8 protein-coding genes are annotated in these 14,508 nt (G+C 62.4%); 2 read left to right on the plus strand and 6 right to left on the minus strand.

Going from position 1 to position 14,508, the window contains the following annotated elements:
- Window positions 1-74: 74 nt before the first annotated feature.
- The 6 genes from BN3544_RS11120 to BN3544_RS11145 all read right to left on the minus strand — a co-directional run bounded on the left by BN3544_RS11120 (window position 75) and on the right by BN3544_RS11145 (window position 9,706).
- Complete coding sequence (locus tag BN3544_RS11120; protein WP_019429467.1) at window positions 75-1,355, minus strand: D-alanyl-D-alanine carboxypeptidase family protein; 1,281 nt, start codon at window positions 1,353-1,355, stop codon at window positions 75-77.
- Between the two features lie 60 nt (window positions 1,356-1,415).
- Window positions 1,416-1,931, minus strand: coding sequence for a DUF1993 domain-containing protein (locus tag BN3544_RS11125; RefSeq protein WP_026036554.1), 516 nt, complete (start codon window positions 1,929-1,931; stop codon window positions 1,416-1,418).
- A gap of 86 nt (window positions 1,932-2,017) precedes the next feature.
- Window positions 2,018-2,476, minus strand: a complete 459-nt coding sequence (locus BN3544_RS11130) for a RidA family protein (protein ID WP_026036555.1) — start codon at window positions 2,474-2,476, stop codon at window positions 2,018-2,020.
- Between the two features lie 126 nt (window positions 2,477-2,602).
- On the minus strand, window positions 2,603-3,523 hold the full coding sequence (locus BN3544_RS11135; RefSeq protein ID WP_019429470.1) for a transglutaminase family protein: 921 nt from the start codon (window positions 3,521-3,523) through the stop codon (window positions 2,603-2,605).
- A gap of 15 nt (window positions 3,524-3,538) precedes the next feature.
- A complete protein-coding gene (locus tag BN3544_RS11140; protein WP_019429471.1) occupies window positions 3,539-6,277 on the minus strand; it encodes a circularly permuted type 2 ATP-grasp protein in 2,739 nt (912 codons plus the stop codon).
- An 18-nt stretch (window positions 6,278-6,295) separates the two neighbouring features.
- The gene (locus BN3544_RS11145; protein ID WP_019429472.1) at window positions 6,296-9,706 is read right to left on the minus strand and encodes a transglutaminase family protein; all 3,411 of its coding nucleotides are present in this window, start codon (window positions 9,704-9,706) and stop codon (window positions 6,296-6,298) included.
- A gap of 247 nt (window positions 9,707-9,953) precedes the next feature.
- Here BN3544_RS11145 and BN3544_RS11150 point away from each other — a divergent pair, with 247 nt between their 5' ends.
- Window positions 9,954-12,599, plus strand: coding sequence for a DNA internalization-related competence protein ComEC/Rec2 (locus tag BN3544_RS11150; protein WP_026036556.1), 2,646 nt, complete (start codon window positions 9,954-9,956; stop codon window positions 12,597-12,599).
- A gap of 429 nt (window positions 12,600-13,028) precedes the next feature.
- Window positions 13,029-14,492: a circularly permuted type 2 ATP-grasp protein gene (locus BN3544_RS11155; RefSeq protein WP_019431222.1), complete on the plus strand. Its 1,464-nt coding sequence runs from the start codon at window positions 13,029-13,031 to the stop codon at window positions 14,490-14,492.
- Window positions 14,493-14,508 lie beyond the last annotated feature (16 nt).

The following is a 14,508-nucleotide window of genomic DNA, read 5'->3' on the forward strand; positions in this document are numbered from 1 at the left end:
CGCCCATGAAAAAGGCACCCGAGGGTGCCTTTTTTAGGGTGTTGGCCTTGGCCAAGGTCGCGGCGCAAGCCTGCTCACTGGCCAAACAACTTCATCAAGTGCTGCCACCCGCGCAGCAGCAGGCCCGAGCGTTCCACTTCGGTTTGAGCCACCAGTGGGGCTTCGCTCACGGGTTTGCCGTTGGCCGTGGCGATCACTTTGCCGATCACAGCGCCTTTGGCCACAGGCGCTTGCAGATCGGCAAGCAGTTCCACCTTGGTTTGCACTGACTGGCCACGCGGCACAGTCAGCATCCACGGTGCGCCCAGCACGGCTGGCGTGGTGTCGGCTTTGCCAAAGCTGACTTTGGCCGTGCCCACGACTGCACCAAGCTGGATAGGGGTGGTCTTTTCAAAGCTGCCAAAGCCCCAGCCCAGCAAGGTGCGCGATTGGTCTGCGCGTGCTTGGGGGCTGTACGTGTTGAGGATGACGGTGATCAAGCGCATGTCGTTGCGCTTGGACGAGGTGACCAGGCAGTAGCCTGCTTCTGCGGTGTGGCCGGTTTTCAGGCCGTCCACGCTGGGGTCGGTGTAGAGCAAGGCGTTGCGGTTGCCTTGTTTGATGCCGTTGTGTTTGAATTCGCGTTCGGCGTAGAGCGGGTAGTAGTCAGCGCCGCCCGCGATGATGGCGCGGGCCAAGATGGCCAGGTCTCGCGCAGACGATTTGTGTGCCGGGTCGGGCAGGCCGGTGGGGTTGACGAAGGTGGTGTGCGTCATGCCCAAGCGCTGGGCTTCGGCGTTCATGAGCTTGGCAAAGCCCGCCTCGGAGCCCGCCATGTGTTCGGCAATGGCCTTAGAGGCATCGTTGCCCGACTGGATGATGATGCCGCGCAAGAGGTCGATGACCGTGGCCTGGCTGTTCAGGGGCAGGTACATGCACGACTCGGCGCTGGTGCCTCGGCACCAGGCGTTTTCGCTGACGGTGACCAGGTCGGTAGGCTTGAGTTTGCCCGAGCGCAGCGCTTGCTCGACGATGTAGCTGGTCATCATCTTGGTGAGCGATGCGGGGGGCAGTGCTTCGTTGGCGTTGGCCGAGGCGAGCACTTGGCCGGAGTCGTAGTCCATCAGCAGCCAGGCTTTGGCGGGCAGCGCGGGGGCGTTGTCGGCCAGTGCGGTGTCTGCGGCCAGTGGCGGCAGTGCGTTCACAGCAGCCGCAGCCTTTTTAGGAGGCGTGGCTTTTTTAGCGGGAACAGCCTTTTTGTGAGTCGCGGGCTTGGTGGCTTTGGGGCCAGCCGCCAAGGACGAGGCACTGGGCGCCAGAGCGCCTGCAGTGATGGCGAAGAAGACAGGAAGGAAGTAGGAGATTTTGATTTGCATGGGGTTTATACCGACAGAGCGCCGATTGTCGCCGATGGGTGTTGCTGATTTAAAGGCGCGTTAGCCCTGCGCACCCATCAAATAGTCCACCTTGCCCACGTCTACGCCGTTGTGGCGGAGGATGGTGTAGGCCGTGGTGATGTGGAAGTACATGTTGGGCAGCATCCAGCCGGTCAGGTAGTCCTGACCTTTCAGGGTGCGGGTTTTGCCCGGACCTGCGGGGAAGGTGATCTCTTTGTCTTCGCTGCCGTCCAGCGCGGCGGCGGGCACGGTGGCCATAAAAGCCAGGGTTTTTTGGATGCGCTCTTGCAGTTGTGCCAAGGTGGTTTCGGTGTCATCAAACTTGGGCGCTTCGATGCCACTCAAACGGGCCACACCGTTTTTGACTGCATCGCAAGCGATCAGCACTTGGCGCGTGAATGGAAACATGTCCGGGGCCAAACGGTAAGTCGTCAGCGCCGTGGGGTCGATCTTTTTGGTTTCGACGAACTGCTCGGCTTTGGCCAAGATGTGGCTCAGGTTGGTGAGCATGCGGGTGCACACAGGCAAGCTGGCGCTGGACATGGAAAGGGTCATGAGGTGTCTCCGGATTGGAATCAACGAGGTTCGGGCGAAAGGCTCAAGCGCTCTTTTTGGTATGGCTCGAAAGGGGCAGCTCGCTGTCAGCCGATTTCGGCGATCAGTTCGATCTCGACACAGGCACCCATCGGGATTTGTGCGACGCCAAAAGCGCTGCGGGCATGGGCACCCGCTTGCGGGCCAAACACCTGGCCCAGCAGCTCGCTGCAGCCGTTGGTAACCAAGTGCTGCTCGGTGAAGTCGCCAGTCGAGTTGACCAGGCTCATCACTTTGACGATGCGTTTGACTTTGTTCAGGTCGCCGACGGCGGCGTGCAGCGTGCCCATCAGGTCAATCGCCACGGCGCGGGCGGCTTGTTGGCCTTCGGCTGTGCTGATGTTTTTGCCCAGTTGACCGGCCCAGACTTTGCCGTCTTTTTTGGCGATGTGGCCCGACAAAAAGACCAGATTGCCCGTTTGCACAAAGGGCACATACGCCGCTGCGGGGACAGCTACGGGGGGCAATTCGATGTTGAGGGATTTCAGGGTGTCGTAAACGCTCATGGTCGTGCTTTGTGTTGTGGGGATGGGTTCCTGCGTTCGCAGGAATGACAAATCAGCAGGAATTGTCGCTGAATTCAATCGCTGACGTGAGCCCGCATCAGTCAGTCCGAATCAGTGAGTTGGTGCTCATTCGTCCACTGGTGCCACCGTCACGGCCACTTCGAGTGTGTGCGCCCCGCCGCCTTGGAGCACGCCGCGCAGAGGTGACACATCGGCAAAGTCGCGGCCCACCGCCAAGCGCACATAGTCTTCGCCGGGACTGGCCAAGCCGGTGCGGTCATTGGTCGGGTCCAGGTCCAGCCAGCCCTGGCAGGCGTGGCTGGCCAATTCGGGCAAATAGACCGAAGCCCAGGCGTGCGATGCGTCGCTGCCCACCAAGCGAGGCTGGCCTGGTGGAGGCTGGGTCAGCAGGTAGCCGCTCACGTAGCGGGCGGGCAAGCCCAGCGAGCGCAGGCAAGCCAACATGATGTGGGCAAAGTCCTGGCACACGCCGCGCTTTTCGGCCAGCGCTTCGAGCGCGGGGGTGTTGATGTCGGTGCTTTGCGATTCGTAGCGGAAGTCGCGGTGCATGCGTGCCGTGAGTTCTTGGGCGGCTTGCACCAAGGAGCGGCCGGGCGTGAAGCTGCTTTGCGCGTAGGCCAAAAATGCTTCGTGCACCGGTGCATGGTGCGAGCCAAAGACAAAACCGCTGTGCACATCGCCCGGCTGCCCGCCCCGGTATCGGAAATGCTCACGCACCGATTCCCAGCTTTGGCGGGCGTTCTTGGCGCTGGCGGTGCCCGTGCCCGTGGCGATGGCCGAGGTGATGATTTCGCTGTGCGCCCGAACCATTAGGCCATCGTGCGGGTGGGTCAGCGCCCAATACGAGCGGTGGTTCAAAAAAGCGTCGATGTTGTGTTGCACCGTGGCCGCGGGCTCGACCTGCATCCAGTGGCTGATGACTTTTTGGCAAGGGGTGTCAGCCGGTTGCAGGTGGGCCACATGCTGCGCGGTTTGCACCTGCGGGCTGTAGTGGTAGCGGGTTTCGTGGGTGATGGCCAGGCGCATGGTGGGTCAGTCGGTTCAAGCGCCAACGCTGTAGCGGGCTTCGCCGCTGTGCGTGAAAAACAGGCCGCACAGCTGGTCTGACACATCGCGGGCTGCCGTTTGGCAATGCGCCAGTGCGGAGTGCAGCGGCAAAGGGCTGTCGGCTTGGGTGGGTTGACGGCTTGCTAGGCTGGTCAGCGGCCACAACGCCTCGGGTGTCAGCTCGATCAGGTTCGGCACCAGCTCAGCCAGGGGCAAAGTGGCACCGTCGGCCAGCTGGCCCATGCGCCGCAAGCGTGAGCGCAGGGTGTGCGCCACCCAGCCGAGGGATCTGGGGTTGTCGGAGTTGGTGACCAATAAATCCATCAAGGCTTGGGGCGTGCGGCTTTGCTGGTACTGGGCATGGAAGCTGATGGTGCTGTCAAACAGGTCGAGCACGGCATCAAACCCGGCTTGCTCGCCGATCAGGCCCAGTTGGACAGCCTCGCTCAAGGCGCTGGACAAAAATTCCAACCGTTCAATGTGGCGGCCAATTGAGAGCAAACGCCAGCCATCGTCGCGGCTCATGCGGTCGGTTTGCGCTCCGGTCAGGGCGGCCAGCATCTGGCTGGTGTCGGCCAGCAGGCGCTGCACGGCCACGGTGTCGGGCGTGCTTGGGGCGCTCGACGTGGCCTCTGTGTGGTCTTGGGCAGGCTTGAAGAAACGCGACTCGGCTTGTTCGAGCAAGCGCCAGTGTTCAGGCGACAGGCGTTCGCGCACCGACGCGGCAGCCAGCCGCACGGCACGCAAATTGAAGCCGACGCTGGTGGCCAGTTCTTTGTCCCACAAGCCCGCGATCAATGAGCGCTCAAACACCCGGTGCGCTTGTGATGCGGCAGGCACGCCTGCCCGCACCAGACCATGGCGCGTGGCCATGCGGGTGATGAAGTTCAGCAGGCAAGGCAGGTTCTGGTTTTCGCTGCCCAAAATTTCCAGGCTCAATCGCACCAGGCGCATGGTGTTTTCGGTGCGCTCGGTGTAGCGGCCCATCCAGAACAGGTTTTCTGCTGCGCGGCTGGTCACCAGCCGTTGGCGCTGCGACGATGTGTCGCCCGTCAAAGGGCCTTGGCTGGGGGATGGGGGCGGGCTTGTCGACTGAGATTGAGACTGACTTTGTGACTGTGACTGCGCGGGCGATTGCACCCAGACATCGGCGCTGCTGCCCCCGCGCTGCATCGAGGCAATGCCTTCTCGGGTGCCCAGTCGTGCCAAGCCGCCGGGCAACACTTGCCAGCCGCCTTGCGCGTTGGCCACAGCAAACACCCGCAGCACCACGGGACGCGACTGGATCGCGCCCGCAGCCTCAGCGCCGCTTGCGCTATTGGCGGTGTTGGGGCCAGCTTGCCAAGTGGGCTGGTGCGACAGCGGCAACCAGGATTGCAGCGTGTGGGCGTCGGGGTCGCGCAAGATGCGGCCCGCCCATTCGTTCTGTTCTTGCCGCGACAAAGCATGGCCCAGCACGGGCTCAAAGCTTTGGCGGTCGGTGTTGTAAGGGTAGGTTGGCTTGATCACGCAGCTTTGAATGCGTGGCAACACGTCTTGCAGCGCAGCCGCTTCGCCACACCACCAGCTGGGGATGGCGGGCAGCTGCAGCGCTTGCCCCAGCAGATCTCGCGCCAATGCCGGCATGAAGCCCAGCAAGGCGTTCGATTCGAGAAAGCCCGAGCCCGGTGTGTTGGCCACCAGCACATGGCCGCTGCGCACCGCTTGCAACAAGCCGGGCACGCCCAGCGTGGAGTCGGCACGCATTTCCAGCGGGTCGAGCCAATCGTCGTCCACGCGTTTGAGCAAGCCGTGCACGGGCTGCAGGCCTTGCAGCGTTTTGAGGTAGAGCTTCTCGTCACGCACGGTCAGGTCGTTGCCTTGCACCAAGCTCAGGCCCAAATAACGGGCCAGATAGGCGTGCTCAAAATAGGTTTCGTTATAAGGACCCGGCGTGAGCAGCGCGATGTGGGCACCAGCGCCTGCCGGGCTGCGGGCCTTGATGCCGTCGATCAAGGTGCGGTAGGTCTCGGCCAGACGCTGGACCGGAAAAGCCTCGAAGGCCTGCGGGAACTGGCGCGACACAATTTGACGGTTTTCCAGCAAATAGCCTAGACCCGAGGGCGCCTGCGTGCGCTGCGACAACAACCACCAGCAGCCGTCAGGGCCGCGCGCCAAATCGAAGGCCGCCAAAGACAAATAGCGGCCACCCACGGGCGGCACGCCGTGCATGGCTGGCAAATAAGCGGGGTGGCCTTGCACCAGCGCAGCGGGCAATTGCCCATTGAGCACCAATTGCTGAGGCCCGTAGGCATCGGCCATGATGCGTTCGAGCAGCTGCATGCGCTGCATCACACCCGCCTCGATTTGTTGCCAGTCGGCGTGTCCCAGCATGAGCGGAAACAGGTCGAGCGACCAAGGCCGCTGCGGTTGGTCAGAGGCGGCATACACGTTGTAGGTGATGCCGTTGTCGCGCACCTGTCGTTGCAGGTTGGCCATGCGGGTGTTCAGCTCGGCTGTGCCCGGTGTGGCGGCCGTGTTTTGCTGTTCAATGAAGGTGAGCCAGGCGGCGCTGAGCGTGGCGGGCTTTTCTGTGCCCGCGCTGGCGTTTGCTGCCGGCGTCGTGCCCTGAACTGAAACTGCCCCGCGCAGTTCGTCCCAATGCCCGTCAGGCGCACGCTCTTGCTGAAGAGCCGCCCATTTCATGGCGTGCGCTTGCGTTGGGCTGTCAGCTTGGGACGATGGCTCATTCATCCGGTCAATTGTCGCTGATCACACCCGCCTCAAATCCAGCGTGTACGGGAACTCGGGGCTGGCGTGCAGTGTGGCGTTGGGGCCGAGTGCAGCCAGTTGTTTCATCGCGCCGGGCGTGTGCCCCATGCGGAAGAAGCGGGCCATGCGGCGGCTTTCGGCCTCGTAGGCGTTGACCGGGAAGCCCTCGTAGCTGCGGCCACCGGGGTGAACCACATGGTATTGGCAACCGCCCAAAGAGCGCTTCATCCAGGTGTCCACCAAGTCCACAGTCAGCGGGGCGTGCATGCCGATGCTGGGGTGCAGAGACGAAGGCGGGTTCCAGGCTTTGTAGCGCACGCTGGCCACGTATTCGCCCACCACGCCCGTGGGCTGCAAGGGCAGGGGCTTGCCGTTGACGGTCACGGTGTGGCGGCTGGGGTTCATGCCTGTCACATGCACCTCGATGCGTTCGAGCGATGAGTCCACATAACGGGCCGTGCCGCCTGCGCTGCTTTCTTCGCCCATGACGTGCCAGGGCTCCAGCGCATTGCGCAAGGTGAGCACCGTGCCATCGACACGCAACTGGCCCACCAGCGGAAAGCGGAACTCAAAATGCGGCGCAAACCAGCTCGGATCAAAGTGAAAACCCGCATCGCCCAGCTCGGTGAGCACATCGTCAAAGTCTTTGTGAATCCAGTGCGGCAGCATGAAGCGGTCGTGCAGCTCGGTGCCCCAACGGGTCACGGGGGCAACATAAGGCGCGTTCCAGAAACGGGCCACCAGCGCACGCAGCAGCAGCTGCTGCACGATGCTCATGCGGGCGTGTGGCGGCATCTCAAAGGCCCGCAGCTCCAGCAGACCCAAGCGGCCTGTGCTGCTGTCGGGTGAGTACATCTTGTCGATGCAAAACTCACTGCGGTGGGTGTTGCCGGTCACGTCCACCAGGATGTTGCGCAGGGTGCGGTCGACGATCCAAGCGGGCATGTCGGTGCCGTATTTCTGCCGGTTTTTCAGGATTTCGCGCAGCGCGATTTCGAGTTCGTAGACCTGGTCGTTGCGTGCTTCGTCCACGCGCGGGGCCTGGCTGGTGGGGCCGATGAACATGCCGCTGAACAAATAGCTCAGGCTGGGGTGGTTGTGCCAATAAAGGATGAGGCTGGCCAACAATTCAGGGCGGCGCAAAAACGGACTGTCTGCTGGCGTTGCCCCGCCCATCACCATGTGGTTGCCACCGCCGGTGCCGGTGTGACGGCCGTCGGTCATGAACTTTTCGGCGCTCAGGCGTGTTTCAAATGCGGCTTGGTACAAAAACTCGGTGTGCGCCACCAGCTCGCCCCAGTTGTGGGCCGGGTGGATGTTGACCTCGATCACGCCCGGGTCGGGGGTGACTTGCAAAAGTTTGAGGCGCGGGTCGCGGGGCGGCGGGTAGCCTTCCATGACGATCTTCATGCCCAGGGTTTGGGCGGTGGCTTCAACCGCGCTGACCAAGGCCAAGTAGTCTTCGAGGCGCGCCAGGGGCGGCATGAAGACATAAAGCACACCCAATGGCTTGGCCGATGGGCTGCCTTGCGTTTGCCCTTCGGCCTCGGCCTTGGGGCCATTGGCACGGCGCGGGTCACGCACTTCCACGCACAGGGCGGTGCGCACCACGGTGGCATCAGACTCGAACTTGGCGGCAGGCGCTGCTGGAGCCGTTGCCGGAGGCTTTTGAGCGTGGCGCGGCTGCATCGTCACCGGGGCGGCAGCTGGCAAGGCGCTGCGGGGCGAAAACGGGTCTTGCTCGATCATCTGCCAGCGCTCGGTCGGTGCGGCCCACGGCAAAGAATCCAGTGGCAATCGCCAGCCCATGCTGGAGTCGCCGGGCATGAGGTACATGCGCTCGTCGCGCAGGAACCAGCGACCGGTTTGCCAGCGCGGCCCGGTCAGTTTGGGGGTGACCGTTTCAAGGGGTTGCAGGGGTAACACATAACCCACAGGCTGGTCCAGCCCTTGGCTGAAGATGCGGCGCAAACGGATGCGCTCCATCTCGTCGTCCAGCTTCGCGTCAAACGGGTCTACGTTCACGGGCAAACGGCGCTCGCGCCACAGGTAATACCAAGTGTCCTCGTAGCCGGGCAGCACGGTGTCGCTGGGCAGGCCCAGCTGCGCTGTCAGCCCTTGCATGAAGCGTTGGGCATCGGCGCTGGTGTAGTGGCTGGGTTCGCGCTCGTCGGCAAACACATCGGGGTCTTGCCAGCAAGGCGTGCCATCGGCACGCCAGTAAATGCTGAGCGCCCAGCGCGGCAGTTGTTCACCCGGGTACCACTTGCCTTGGCCAAAATGCAAGAAGCCGCCTTGGCCGTATTGTTGGCGCAGTTTGTGAACCAACTCGGTGGCCAGGCCCCGTTTGCTTGGCCCCAAAGCATCGGTGTTCCACTCGGCACCGTCACGGTCATGGGTGGACACAAAGGTCGGCTCGCCGCCCATGGTCAGGCGCACGTCTTGCGCTACCAACTGCGCGTCCACCTGGTCGCCCAGGGTCAGTACATCGGCCCATTGTTCCTCGCTGTAGGGCTTGGTCACGCGGGGTGATTCGTGGATGCGCGTGACGCTCATCACGTGGTGAAACTCGACCTCGGCTTTGTCCATCACGCCTTCGATGGGGGCCGCGGCCGAGGGTTGCGGTGTGCAGGCCAGCGGGATGTGGCCTTCGCCGGCCAAGAGGCCCGAGGTCGGGTCGAGCCCGACCCAGCCTGCGCCGGGCAAATACACCTCACACCAAGCGTGCAGGTCGGTGAAATCCACCTCGGTACCGCTGGGGCCATCGAGCGATTTCACATCGGGGGCCAGCTGGATCAGGTAGCCCGAGACAAAGCGGGCCGCGATGTTCATGTGCCGAAAGAGTTGCACCAACAGCCAAGCCGTGTCACGGCAGGAGCCGCTTTGGAGGGTCAGGGTTTCTTCAGCGGTTTGCACGCCGGGTTCCATGCGGATGGTGTAGCGGATGTCTTGGTGCAGGCGCTGGTTGATTTGCACCAAAAAATCAATGGTGCGCTGGCGCTTGCGGTCCATGCTGGCCAGGTATTTCTTAAACAGGGGTGTCTTGTGCTCTTTGTCCAGATAGGACTGCAGCTCTTCTTTGACCGTGTCCGAGTACTTGAAGGGCACTTCTTCGGCCGAAGGCTCTAGAAAAAAGTCAAAGGGGTTGAACACTGCCATTTCGGTGACCACGTCCACGGTGACTTTGAAAGCCGTGGTCTTTTTGGGGAAGACCAAACGCGCCTGGTAATTGGCAAAGGCGTCTTGCTGCCAGTTGATGAAATGTTCGGCGGGCTCGACCTTGAGGCTGTACGACAGGATGCGGCTGCGGCTGTGTGGGGCCGGACGCAAGCGGATGACTTGCGGGCCGAGTTGCACAGGGCGGTCGTATTCGTAATGGGTAACGTGGTGCAGGGCAACGTGTATCGACATATTTCTAACTGCGCAACAGGGGCTGCACGCATGACAAATGCAGCTTGGGCGGTTACAACTAGCAAGACACGCGCCAGGGTGCGGACCCAGTCAAGCCAGCCAGTCAGCGTGGTTGATTGCAGGGCCCGAATCAAAAGAGCGCCAAAGCGACTGTTCAGAAAATCGGCCAAATCAGGGAGGCTGTCATGAAGCGATGCTGCACGCAGGGTATTGGTCGGGCGCAAGCGTGTGCCATGCGGAGCCGCCCATGTTGTCCATGACATGGGCCCGTGGCCTGGGCTTGGGGCTGTTGGCCTGGTGTGCGGGGGTGGCGCTGCAATTGCAACAAGAGGCGCTGTGGCCGCTGGGGGCTTATGCGGGCTTGTGGGTGTTGGCGCTGGTATTCGCGTGGTCGTGTGGTCTCTTGCTTCGCTTTGGGGTTGGGTCTGTCGGGTTGAGCGTTCTTAGATGGCGCTGGGTTAGGTGCATGGTTGGGGGCGCTGTTTGGTGCGGTGTTTGGCTTGTGATGGCGTTTGCTGCCACCGGTTTGCATGCTGGGTCACGGGCTCAGGCCATCGACCCGGCGCTGGAGGGCCAAGACCTGGATGTGGTGGGCGTGGTGCAGGCCATGCCGCAGCGCCAAGACCTGGGCTGGCGCTTTCGCTTTGAACTGGAACAAATCTGGCGGATCGACAAGGCGGGCGAACGGCATGCTGTGGATTTGTCTCAATCTGTGCCCTCGCAGGTTTATCTGGGTTGGTACGGGCAGGACGGCACACACGACAGTGGCTGGAACACCTCGCCCCTGCCTGAGCCCGTGAAAGCGGGTGAGCGCTGGCGCTTTCGGGTGCGCCTGAAGGCCCCACATGGCAACCTGAACCCACGGGGTTTTGACTATGAGTTGTGGCTTTGGGAGCAGGGCATTCGCGCCACGGGCTATGTGCGCGCGGGGGCTAAAGACCCCATTCCGGTGCGCTTGGGTGCCACTTGGGCGCACCCGATTGAGGGCTGGCGGCAGTCGGTGCGCGACCGTTTGCTGACGCATTTGTCGGCGCAGAGCAGCACTGCAGATGCCGTGTCGGCTAAACAAGTGGATCAAGGGGCGGGTGTGTTGGCGGCTTTGGTCACGGGCGACCAAGCCGCGATTGACCGCAGCGACTGGGACGTGTTTCGGGCCACAGGCGTGGCGCACTTGATGAGCATTTCGGGCCTGCATGTGACCATGTTTGCCTGGCTCGCTTCAACCTGGGTGGCGTGGTGCTGGCGCAAATCCGCTTTGTGGGGCTTTGCGGGCGCTTTGCGCTGGCCTGCAGTGCATGTCGGGGCGGTGTCCGGCTTGGTGTTGGCGTGGTTTTATGCCTTGTTCAGCGGTTGGGGCGTGCCAGCTCAGCGCACGCTGTGGATGCTGTTGGTGGTGGTGTTGCTCAAAATCTCGGCCCGTCAATGGCATGGGGCCTTGGTCTGGCTGCTGGCCGGTGCGGTGGTGTTGGCGCTGGACCCTTGGGCGTTGTTGCAAGCCGGCTTTTGGTTGAGCTTTGTGGCCGTTGGGGTGTTGATGGCCTCCCTGCGGCGCACCGATTTGGTGCCCGAAGAGCTTTCGCACCGATCAAGTGCGAAAAAAGTTCCCATTTGGGGAATGTCAGTACTGCGCGCTGCGTGGGGTTTGCTGCGTGAACAAGCCGTCATCACCTTGGCCTTGGCGCCTCTGACCTTGCTGTTTTTTGGCCAAGTGTCTGTGGTGGGCCTGCTGGCCAATATGCTGGCGATTCCATGGGTGACTTTGGTGGTGACTCCGCTGGCTTTGCTTGGCGTGGCGTGGTCCGGGTCCTGGGACCTGGCGCTCTGGGCGCTGCAGCCCATGACGGCCTGGCTGGGCTGGCTGTCAACCTGGCCATTGGCCAGCGTGTCCACCGCCATGCCGCCTTGGGGCCTGGCCATGCTGGCGCTGGTCGGTGCAGTGGGCTTGGTGCTCAGGCTGCCGTTGTCCTTCAAAGTGTTGTGCTTGCCGCTTTTGTGGCCCGTGTTGTTTTGGACGCACCCGCGCCCGCCAGAGGGCGCTTTCGAGCTCTTGGCGGCCGATGTGGGGCAGGGCAATGCGGTGCTGGTGCGCACCGCCACGCACAGCCTGCTGTACGACGCGGGGCCGCGCTATTCGGCCGAAAGCGACGCTGGGCATCGGGTGCTGGTGCCCCTGCTGGCACAAATGGGCGAGCGCCTTGATGTGCTGATGCTCAGCCACCGTGACAGCGACCACACCGGCGGCGCAGCGGCGGTGCTGGCCATGCAGCCCCAGGCGGCTTTGTGGTCCTCGCTGGAAGATGAACACGCTTTGCACGCCTTGCGGCCTGGCTGGACGCGTTGCCAAAGAGGTCAGTCCTGGGTGTGGGATGGCGTGCTTTTTGAGGTGCTCCACCCGCCTGGCAGTACGCAGATTTCGGGCGCAGCGCCTACTGCTTCTGCTTCTGCTTCTTCTGCCTCTTCGGGGGCCTTTGGCCCACGTGCAGCCGCTAAAAAGCCCAAACCCAATGAAGTCAGTTGTGTCTTGCGCATCGGCAACAGGCAGGCTTCGGCCTTGTTGACGGGCGACATCGAGGCGGCCCAAGAGCTGTTGTTGGTGCGCACGGGCCTGGCACCCGTCGATGTACTTTTGGTGCCGCATCATGGCAGCAAAACGTCCTCGACCCTGTCATTGATGCAAGCGCTGCAACCCCGGCTGGCGCTGGTGCAGGCGGGTTACCGCAACCGCTATGGGCACCCGGCAGAACCGGTAGTCGATCGCTACCACGCCGAGGGCATTGCACTGGTGGAGTCCGTCCGCTGTGGCGCCGCTCGTTGGCAAAGTGATGCGCCCACGCAGGTGCAATGTGAACGGGCGCTGTCCAAGCGCTATTGGCACCACGTCATCGCACCTTGACGCATCTGTTCCACCCAGCACATTTGTCATACCCGGAACATTTGTCATACCCGGCTTGACCGGGTATCCATGGCCGCCGAAGGCATGGACCCCCGATCAAGTCGGGGGTGACAGCGTTGGGTAGGGGTGACAGCGTTGGGTGGGGTGACAGCGTTGGGTGGGGTGACAGCGTTGGGTAGGGGTGACAGCGTTGGGTGGGGTGACAGCGTTGGGTGGGGTGACAGCGTTGGGTGGGGSGACAGCGTTGGGTGGGGGTGGCAGCGTTGGGTTGGGTGACAGCGTTGGGTAGAGGTAACAACGTTGGGTAGGGGTGACAGCGTTGGGTGGGTGTGACCGTGTTTGTTGCGGGTGATGCGCTTTGGTGGAGTTGATTCGGCTCAAGCGGAGCGGGTATGCATCTTGCTATCCTGTCATCAGGAGTGACGAGCCATGCGCCAATTCGATGAAATGTACAGCCGCTTGCCTGCCGCAGGCGATTTGGGGGAGGTCAGAGACCATTACCGAGCCTATGCCCGCTGGTTGCAAGCGCAAGACAGCCAGACCATGGCTTCGCGCCGTGAAGAAGCCGAGATGATTTTCCGCCGTGTCGGCATCACCTTTGCGGTCTACGGTGACAAGGACGAAGACGCGAACACGGACGAAGGGGGCACCGAGCGCCTGATCCCGTTTGACCTGATTCCCCGTGTGATTGCGGCCCAAGAGTGGAAAGGCATGGAAGCCGGTTTGGTGCAACGCGTCACCGCACTCAACCGCTTCATCCACGATGTGTACCACGATCAGGAGATCCTCAAAGCCGGTGTAGTCCCGCGTGAGCAGATCGAAAACAACGCCCAGTTTCGCCCCGAGATGGTGGGGGTGGATGTGCCCAACAACATCTATTCGCACATCAGCGGCATCGACATCGTGCGTGCCCCCGACAGCGCAGGCAAGGGCGAGTACTACGTGCTGGAAGACAATCTGCGCGTGCCCAGCGGTGTGAGCTACATGCTCGAAGACCGCAAGATGATGATGCGCCTGTTCCCCGAGTTGTTCAGCCAACACCGCGTGGCACCTGTCGCGCATTACCCTGATTTGCTGCTCGAGACCCTGCGCGCCAGCAGCCCCGCCACCACGGCCGAGCCCACGGTGGTGGTGCTCACGCCCGGCATGTACAACAGCGCTTACTTTGAGCATGCTTTTTTGGCGCAACAAATGGGTGTGGAACTGGTCGAAGGGCAAGACCTGTTTGTCAAAGACAAGTTTGTCTACATGCGGACCACACGCGGCCCGCAAAGGGTGGACGTGATCTACCGCCGTGTGGACGACGACTTTTTGGACCCGAATGTGTTTCGCCCCAGCTCGACCTTGGGCTGCGCGGGCCTGATGGACGCCTACAAGGCCGGTCATGTGGCCATTTGCAACGCGGTGGGCACGGGCGTGGCCGACGACAAGTCGATCTACCCCTATGTGCCGGACATGATCAAGTTCTACTTGGGTGAAGAACCCATTCTCAAAAACGTGCCCACTTTCATGTGCCGCAAGCCCGACGATTTGCAATACACGCTGGCCCATTTGAAAGACTTGGTGGTCAAAGAAGTCCACGGCGCAGGCGGCTACGGCATGCTGGTGGGGCCTGCGGCCAGTCAGGCCGAGATCGAGCGATTCCGTGGCGCGCTGCTGGCCAACCCTGAGGGCTACATCGCCCAACCGACCTTGAGCTTGTCCACTTGCCCGACCTATGTGGACAGCGGCATCGCACCCCGCCACATCGATCTGCGGCCCTTTGTGCTGAGTGGGCGCACCGTGCAGATGGTGCCCGGTGGCTTGACGCGGGTGGCGCTCAAAGAAGGCTCTTTGGTGGTCAACTCGTCACAAGGCGGGGGCACCAAAGACACCTGGATTTTGCAGGACTGAAAAGGGGAGAACACAC

The sequence above is a fragment of the Limnohabitans sp. Rim47 genome (assembly GCF_001517545.1).
Lineage (GTDB): Bacteria > Pseudomonadota > Gammaproteobacteria > Burkholderiales > Burkholderiaceae_C > Limnohabitans_A.